At 65.4% G+C, this 7,626-nt stretch carries 5 protein-coding genes; 2 read left to right on the forward strand and 3 right to left on the reverse strand.

Annotated elements, in window-relative coordinates; all coding sequences use genetic code 11:
* The first annotated feature begins 122 nt into the window (after positions 1 to 122).
* Together QRN51_RS13915 and QRN51_RS13920 are read left to right on the forward strand one after the other, a co-directional pair.
* The gene (locus QRN51_RS13915) at positions 123 to 5,027 is read left to right on the forward strand and encodes an NAD-glutamate dehydrogenase (RefSeq protein WP_284990437.1); all 4,905 of its coding nucleotides are present in this window, start codon (positions 123 to 125) and stop codon (positions 5,025 to 5,027) included.
* A gap of 98 nt (positions 5,028 to 5,125) precedes the next feature.
* Positions 5,126 to 5,347: a hypothetical protein gene (locus QRN51_RS13920; RefSeq protein ID WP_059388456.1), complete on the forward strand. Its 222-nt coding sequence runs from the start codon at positions 5,126 to 5,128 to the stop codon at positions 5,345 to 5,347.
* Positions 5,348 to 5,465: 118 nt separating this feature from the next.
* On the opposite strand, the gene QRN51_RS13925 is transcribed toward QRN51_RS13920, so the two are convergent.
* From QRN51_RS13925 to QRN51_RS23300, 3 genes are all read right to left on the reverse strand, one after another.
* Entirely contained in the window at positions 5,466 to 5,714 is a 249-nt protein-coding gene (locus QRN51_RS13925) for a hypothetical protein (protein ID WP_059388455.1), read from the reverse strand.
* Positions 5,715 to 5,907: 193 nt separating this feature from the next.
* Positions 5,908 to 7,500: a histidine ammonia-lyase gene (hutH, locus tag QRN51_RS13930; protein ID WP_284990438.1), complete on the reverse strand. Its 1,593-nt coding sequence runs from the start codon at positions 7,498 to 7,500 to the stop codon at positions 5,908 to 5,910.
* 10 nt (positions 7,501 to 7,510) lie between these two features.
* A partial coding sequence (locus QRN51_RS23300) for a urocanase-related protein (protein ID WP_350224981.1) occupies positions 7,511 to 7,626 on the reverse strand: 116 nt, incomplete at its 5' end.

Here is a 7,626-nt window from a genome sequence, read left to right on the forward strand (position 1 = left end):
CCATCTCGCGGCGCATTCCAGGGGTTTACTGCCCGCCCCGCGCCAGCCATCATGAAATCAGGCGCAGGACTTCGCCGACCGCTACAGCACGGCCGCTCCTTGCGCAGCGGAGGCGCAGCGACATGTCACCCAGGATCGAGCCCGCGGACCACGCCCTGGGAGGCACTGCCCCCGGCGCCCCGGACCGATTCCTGACCGACTACTACGAACACGTGGCCGATGATGATGTCCGCAACTACACCACGGACACGCTCCTCGAGCGTGCCCGGTACCACCGCTCATTGGCTGAACGGCGGGCTCCCGGGCAAGCTGTGATCGGCGTCCTGAACGAGGCCGACGCGAGCCTCGTAGCGATTGTCACCGAGGACATGCCTTACCTCGTACCGTCGGTCACTGCGGAAATCGCCAGGGACAACGCCTCCATCGGGCTCCTGGTCCACCCCACTTTTACCGTCACCCGGGATCCAGCCACCCACCGCCTGACCGACGTCCGCCGCGGCCCCCTGCGGACCGGACTGCCGTCCGGCGTCGAGCCTTCCGTCCCGGTCACCCCCCTGGAGCACGACGGCCGGCCGCTGACGGAGGCTTGGATCGCCGTCGAGATTTCCCGGCTTCCGGACGAAACGAGTGCCGAACACCTCGTTGAACGGCTGCAGTGCGTCCTTGGCGATGTCCGGGCCGCGGCGGAAGACGCGGCTGCCATCCACCAGGAACTTGCCGACGAGATCGGGGGTTTGGCGGGTTTGTCCGGCGGCGGGGAGGTCCGGGAGTTGCTGCGCTGGCTGGACGACGGGAATTTCGTGTTCCTCGGCTACCGCGGCCGGAGGAGTCTCGGACTGCTCCGGAAGGTGGCGGGCGACGCGTCCGAGGCCGGGCCGCCCGAAGGTGGGCCGCCCGAAGGTGGGCCGTCCGAAGGTGGGCCGAGCGCAAAGCCCCTCCTGACGCTCACCAAGTCGACGCTCCGCTCGACGGTGCTCCGGCGTGCCTACCTCGACGAAATCACCCTGGCCGGGGCTGACAAGATCGGCGAGCGCACCTGGGTCGGCCTTTTCGCTCCCAGCTCGGCGTCCCGTTCGGCACTCCAGATTCCCGTCATCCGGGACACTGTGGACGAGGTACTGCGGACGTTCGGCTACCCGCCGGCATCACACCGCGGCAAGGAACTCCTGGCCGTGGTGGAGGCTTATCCGCGCGACGAGCTCTTCCACATCGGCGCCGGGCAGTTGGCGGAGCACGCGCGGGACATCTTGCGCCTCCAAGAACGGCACAGCACCCGGTTGTTCCTTCGTCCGGACTCGCATAACCGCTTCATGACGGCATTGGTCTTCCTGCCGCGGCAGCGCTACAGCACGGCCGTCCGGCTCAACATTGAACGCGAACTTCGCGAGGCCTTCGGTTCCGGGGCCATCGAGTTCGAGCTCCGCCTGGGCGAATCCGCCATGGCCCGGGTGTTCTTCCGGGTCCTGTTGCCACGCGAGGGGGCGCCCGCCGTCGTCGACCCTGCGGTACTGGAGCAGCGGATTATCGCCGCGACGCGGTCCTGGGCGGAAGGCCTGGACGAAGCCTTGCGGGCAAGGTTCCCCGCGGACGAGGCCGCCCGGCTGTCCCGGCAATGGGCTGCCGCCTTTCCGGCCAGCTACAAGGCCGATTACGAGGTGGAAGACGCCGTTCAGGACATCGTCCGGTTCGAGGGTTTCGCGCCCATGGACGGGGACCAGGCCGACGGCGACACCGCGGACCCGCTGCTCACCGTCTACAGGCGCCAGGGAACCGCTGTCCTCGCCGAGGATGCGCGGATTCGGCTCTATTTGACCCGCCCGCAGAGCCTGAGCCAGATTCTGCCCCTCTTCCACAACCTAGGCTTGCGCGTCCTGGACCAGCGGCCGTTCGACGTGCAGCGTGCGGACGGGCGGTCCTTCTTCCTTTACGACCTTGGCCTCGTGTATCCGCGTGGAGTTGATCCCGTGCGAACGGGCGAGCTCCTGGCCGCTTCGTTCTGTGCCGCGATGCGGGGAGATGCGGAGTCCGACGCCTTCGATGCCCTGGTCATCCGGGAGGGGATCGACTGGCGGCGGACAGCCATCCTGCGCGCGTATGCGAAGTACCTCCGGCAGCTGGGGAGCACCAATTCGTACGGGTTCATCGCGGATACCCTTCGTGAGAATGTGCGGGCAACCCGCGCTCTGCTTTCGCTCTTCGAGGCGAAGTTCGATCCGGACCGGTTCGACCCCGATCTGTTCGATCCTGAGCTGCGGGCGCCGGCGCCCGCTGACAAGACGCCTGCTGAGCAGATGGCGGCTGGAAGCGACCTGTTCGAAACGGACCGCGGCAAGTACAGCTCGCGGACGCAAGCCACCAACGCCGCGCGCAAGGAACTGGCCGAAGCGATCGACGCCGTACCGGTCCTCGACGCCGACCGCCTGTTGCGTTCCCTGGCGAGCCTGGTGGAGGCCACCCTGCGCACTAACTTTTACCTCAACAAACCGTATTTGAGTTTCAAGCTGAACCCCTCCTCCATCCCGGCTGCACCTGCACCCCGGCCACAATTCGAAATCTGGGTCTACTCGCCACGCGTGGAAGGCGTCCACTTGCGGTTCGGCGCCATTGCCCGCGGCGGCTTGCGTTGGTCCGACCGCCGTGAGGACTTCCGCACGGAGGTCCTGGGGCTCGTGAAAGCCCAGACCGTGAAGAACGCCGTCATTGTTCCCACCGGAGCCAAGGGTGGTTTCTACCCCAAACAGCTCCCGGACCCCGCCGAAGATCGGGCGGCTTGGCTGGCCGAGGGTCAGGAAAGCTACCGGATCTTCGTTCGTGGACTACTGGACATCACGGACAACCTGGTTGCCGAGCGCGTCGTCCCGCCGGCGCGCGTGGTGAGGCACGACGGCGACGACTACTACCTTGTGGTCGCCGCGGACAAGGGCACAGCCACGTTCTCCGACATCGCCAACGACCTCGCCTCAGAGTACGGATTCTGGCTGGGCGATGCGTTCGCGTCCGGCGGTTCCGTGGGTTATGACCACAAACAGATGGGCATCACCGCCCGCGGCGCCTGGGAGTCCGTGAGGCACCATTTCAGTGAGTTGCTCATCGACTCCCGGGCCGAGGATTTCACCGTGGTGGGCATCGGCGACATGAGCGGCGATGTGTTCGGCAACGGCATGCTGCTCTCGAACCACATCAAGCTGGTGGCGGCCTTCGATCACCGGCATATCTTCCTGGATCCCACCCCGGACCCGGCCATTTCCTTCGCCGAGCGGAAACGGCTCTTCAAGCTCCCCCGCTCATCCTGGGCCGACTACAACCCCGCGAAGCTCAGTCCCGGTGGAGGAGTGTTCTCCCGGGCCGACAAATCAATCGGCATCACCGAGCCTGTCCGCCTCGCCTTGGGATTGGAGGAGGGCACGACGGCGATGAGCCCGCCTGAGCTGCTCAGGGCCGTCCTCACGGCCCCCGTCGACCTGCTCTACAACGGTGGGATCGGCACCTACGTCAAGGCTTCCGCCGAGACGCATGCCGACGTCGGAGACAAGTCAAACGATGCCATCCGGGTGGACGCCGCCCAACTGCGTACCCGGATCATCGCCGAGGGCGGCAATCTCGGCATCACCCAACGCGGCAGGATCGAGGCTGCGCTGGCTGGAATCCGCGTAAACACCGATGCCATCGACAACTCCGCCGGCGTGGACTGCTCGGACCACGAGGTAAACATCAAGATCTTCCTGGACCGGATGATCGCCGCAGGCAAGATGTCCCCCAACGAAAGGACGAAATTCCTGCACTCACTCCAGGACGAAGTGGGGAGGCTCGTGCTGAAAACCAACGTCGACCAAAACGTCCTCCTCCTCAATGACAGGCAACTGGTCCTCGAGTGGAGCCCGAGCTTCGAACGGACCATGGACTGGCTCGAGTCAGCCACGGACCTGGACCGGGAGCTCGAATGCCTGCCGACAACCAAGGAAATCCAGGCGCGAGTAAGGACCGGAGTTGGACTGACCTCACCTGAACTCGCCGTGCTGGCGGCCTATGCGAAGATCGAGCTCGCGCGGGAACTGACAGAGGGCGGGCTCGCGGACGATCCATGGTTTTCGAAAACGCTGCGCGACTGTTTTCCCCGTCAGCTCTCGGAACGGTTCGGCGAGGACCTCTCCACGCATCCCCTGCGCCGCCAAATCGTTGCCACTGTGGTGGCCAACGACATGATCAACCTCGGCGGCATAGCCTTCGCGTTCCGCGCCATGGAGGAGACCACGGTTTCGGCGGCCGCGGTGGCGCGCGGATTCGTGGTCATGCGCCGAATCTGGGACTTCGATTCGGTCACTGAAGCCATCGCGCGGGTACCGGCAAGCGTCCCGAGCGAACATGGATGCGCCGTGGCCCTGGACATGCGCCGGCTCCTCGACCGGTCCACCCGCTGGTACGTCACCCACGATTTCCGCGACAAGCCCATAGCGGACGCCTTCGCCCGGCTCGAGCGGCCCATGGCGCTGATGCGGGCGAACTTCACGCGCTTCCTGCACGGGATCAACCTGCAACACTCGTTGACGCGCCTTGCCCATTCGGATTCAGTGGGCTTGCCACACGAGCTGGGCCTTCGAGCCTCGGAACTTCTGGTCAGCTACGGCCTTTTGGACATTTCCGCGATCGCCGAGGAATTGCAAGAGCCCGTTGAGGACGTCGCCGAGGTGTACTTCGCCGTGTTCGAACGGATTTCGGCCATTCCCCTGTTGGAACACATCACGCTGTTGCCGCGGGACACCCACTGGGAGGCCTTGGCGCGCGCAGCCCTCCGCGACGACATGTACCTGGTCCTTGCCGACATGACCAAGGCCGTGGTCCGGCACACTCCCCGCTCCCCCGAGGCAAGCGCCGACCCCATAGGAAGGATCCAGGATTGGGAACGCGGAAACATCGAACAACTCGCCCGCATCCAGGACACCATCAAGGAAGCGATCAAGCCCGGCCCGGTGGATATAGCCGCACTCTCCGTGGCCGTGAAGCTCTTGCGAGCGATGGTACGCCGGTGATCCAGATCCCAGAATGACAGACATCCGACGACTCTTTGCTATCTTTTATGCAGGAATTGCCGCTCCCCAACGCGGCATCCTGCAGAAGGAGGCCCCCAATGAGCACTGCCACGATAGAAAACAACGAGATCCATTTGTCCTTTGCGTCCGTCGACGAAGTCCATGCCGGACTCGACGAAGCCGTCAGCACGCTCATCGAAGCCGCTGCCGAAGACGGCCGCTGCGGGATCCTGGTGACCCGCCGGGAGCCCGGAAGCTACACGGTCGCCTTGGACGAGTCCGTCCCGTTCGGCCAGACCCGTGAGGTCCTCGCCGCCTAAGGACAGGCCATAGAAATAGGTACAGACAAGAAAACCGGAGCTTGTTTTCCAGACCACGCCAAGACGGCGCGGAATGGGAAACAAGCCCCGGTCCTATAACCCGGTTTTTGCGGAGTCCCTACACCCGGCGCAACTCCACGCCGTCGGACTTCATGAAAAGCTGTTTGGCGGCTTCATCGGCGCCAGGTCCTGCGGGTTCAAGCCACACAACGTTGCCGCTGCCCGAGACTTCCTGCACCTCCCCCGCAGCGACCACATGTGCGTGCCTTACGACTTCGATCCGCTCCCCCACCTTCAACGTTCCCCAGTTGGAAACGACGGCGGACTGTGCGATTCGCCTGGACAGAACTGTCCCGCGTGCCTTCATTGAACTTCTACCCCTTTGTGGATGTTCGTTGTTTTCAGTTGTAAACGGATATTCCCGGCAGGCCCACGACATCGTCGGCGTGGACATGCCGTACCCCATAAGTTCTACTACACAGAAAGCGCCCCGGGGCACGTATTGCCAAACATTTCCGGGGCGCTTCCTATTGTTCACTCGAACAGTATTTTGTTCGGCGTCAGGCGAGAATTCCGACGGCGGATTCGGCGGCCGTTCGCACCTCGCCAGCGCCTACAAGACGGTCTGCCGCTTCCAGTTCAGGTGAGAGGAAACGGTCAGTTCCGGGACCGTCGACGACGCCGCGCAGCACCTCGATCACGGCGGTGCCGGCAGGCCCCGGAGTGAGTTCTCCACCGGACAGTTTGGTGCGGATGTCGAGGGCGCGGGCGCTCGTCACGAGTTCCACGGCCAGGACGCGGCGCAGGTTCTCGATGGCCTTCCGGAGCTTGCGGGCAGCGTGCCAACCCATGGAGACGTGGTCTTCCTGCATGGCGGAGCTCGGGATGGAGTCCACCGACGCCGGGACGGCCAGCCGCTTGTTGTCCGAGACGAGGCCGGCCTGGGTGTACTGGGCAATCATGAGGCCAGAGTCCACTCCGGGATCGTCTGCGAGGAAGGCCGGGAGGCCGTGCGAGCGGGCCGGGTCCAGCATGCGGTCCGTGCGGCGCTCGGCGATGGAGGACAGGTCCGCCACGGCGATCGCCAGGAAGTCCAGGACGTACGCCACCGGGGCGCCGTGGAAGTTTCCGTTGGAGGACACGCGGCCGTCCGGGAGCACCACGGGGTTGTCGATGGCTGCAGCCAACTCGCGGGAGGCCACGAGTTCGGCATGCGTCACGGTGTCGCGGACCGCGCCGGCCACCTGGGGTGCGCAGCGGAGCGAGTACGCGTCCTGGACTTTGGTGTCGTTGACGCGGTGCGAAGCGACGATCGGCGAGTTGGAAAGCACCCGAAGCATGTTGTCCGCGCTTGCGGCCTGGCCCGGGTGGGGCCGCAGGGCCGCGTGCAACTCAGGCAGGAACACCTGGTCGGTGCCGAGCAGCGCCTCGACGCTGAGCGCCGCGGTGATGTCCGCCGTCGTAAGCAGCAGGTGCAGGTCGGCGATGGCCATCAGGAGCATGCCGAGCATGCCCTCGGTGCCGTTGACGAGCGCGAGGCCTTCCTTTTCCGCGAGGACCACCGGCTCGATGCCGTGCGCGGCGAGGAGTTCGGCAACCGGCTTCTTTCCGGCGGCGCCGTAGAGCTCGCCGTCGGGACCGGTGGCTTCGCCTTCGCCCATCAGGACCAGGGCGCAGTGGGACAGCGGCGCGAGGTCGCCCGAGCAACCCAGGGAGCCGAATTCACGGACTACCGGGGTGATGCCGGCGTTGAGGACGTCCACCATGGTCTGCAGGACCACGGGACGAACGCCCGTGCGGCCCGAGGCCAGGGTCTTAGCACGCAGGAACATGATGCCGCGGACCACTTCGCGCTCCACTGCCGGGCCCATGCCTGCGGCGTGGCTGCGGATGAGCGACTTCTGCAACTGGGTGCGGAGTTCATTGGGGATGTGGCGGTTGGCCAGGGCGCCGAAGCCCGTCGAAACGCCGTACGCCGGAACTTCGCTGTGCGCGAGGCCGTCGATGTGGGCGCGGACCTTGGCAACAGTGTCCCGGGCTTCCTGGGAGATGGTCACCTTGGCGTCGTAGCGCGCGACGGCGACGACGTCCTCCGGCGTGACTCCGCTGGAGCCGAGGGTAACGGTCAGCGGTTCGTGGGTAATGGTTGTCATCGGGGTGTTCCTACTTGCTTTCTTCCATGGGGATGCGGACGCCGCGTTCGTGGGCGACTTCGATGGCGCGGTCGTAGCCGGCGTCGGCGTGGCGGATGACGCCCATGCCGGGGTCGTTGGTGAGGA

The sequence above is a fragment of the Arthrobacter sp. efr-133-TYG-120 genome (assembly GCF_030209785.1).
Classification (GTDB): Bacteria; Actinomycetota; Actinomycetes; order Actinomycetales; family Micrococcaceae; genus Arthrobacter.

Excerpts from the sequence above, each read along its gene's own strand:
- QRN51_RS13915 (WP_284990437.1), top strand. The coding sequence starts at position 123 with ATGTCACCCAGGATCGAGCCCGCGGACCACGCCCTGGGAGGCACTGCC.
- QRN51_RS13920 (WP_059388456.1), top strand. The coding sequence starts at position 5,126 with ATGAGCACTGCCACGATAGAAAACAACGAGATCCATTTGTCCTTTGCG.
- QRN51_RS13925 (WP_059388455.1), bottom strand. The coding sequence starts at position 5,714 with ATGAAGGCACGCGGGACAGTTCTGTCCAGGCGAATCGCACAGTCCGCC.
- hutH (WP_284990438.1), bottom strand. The coding sequence starts at position 7,500 with ATGACAACCATTACCCACGAACCGCTGACCGTTACCCTCGGCTCCAGC.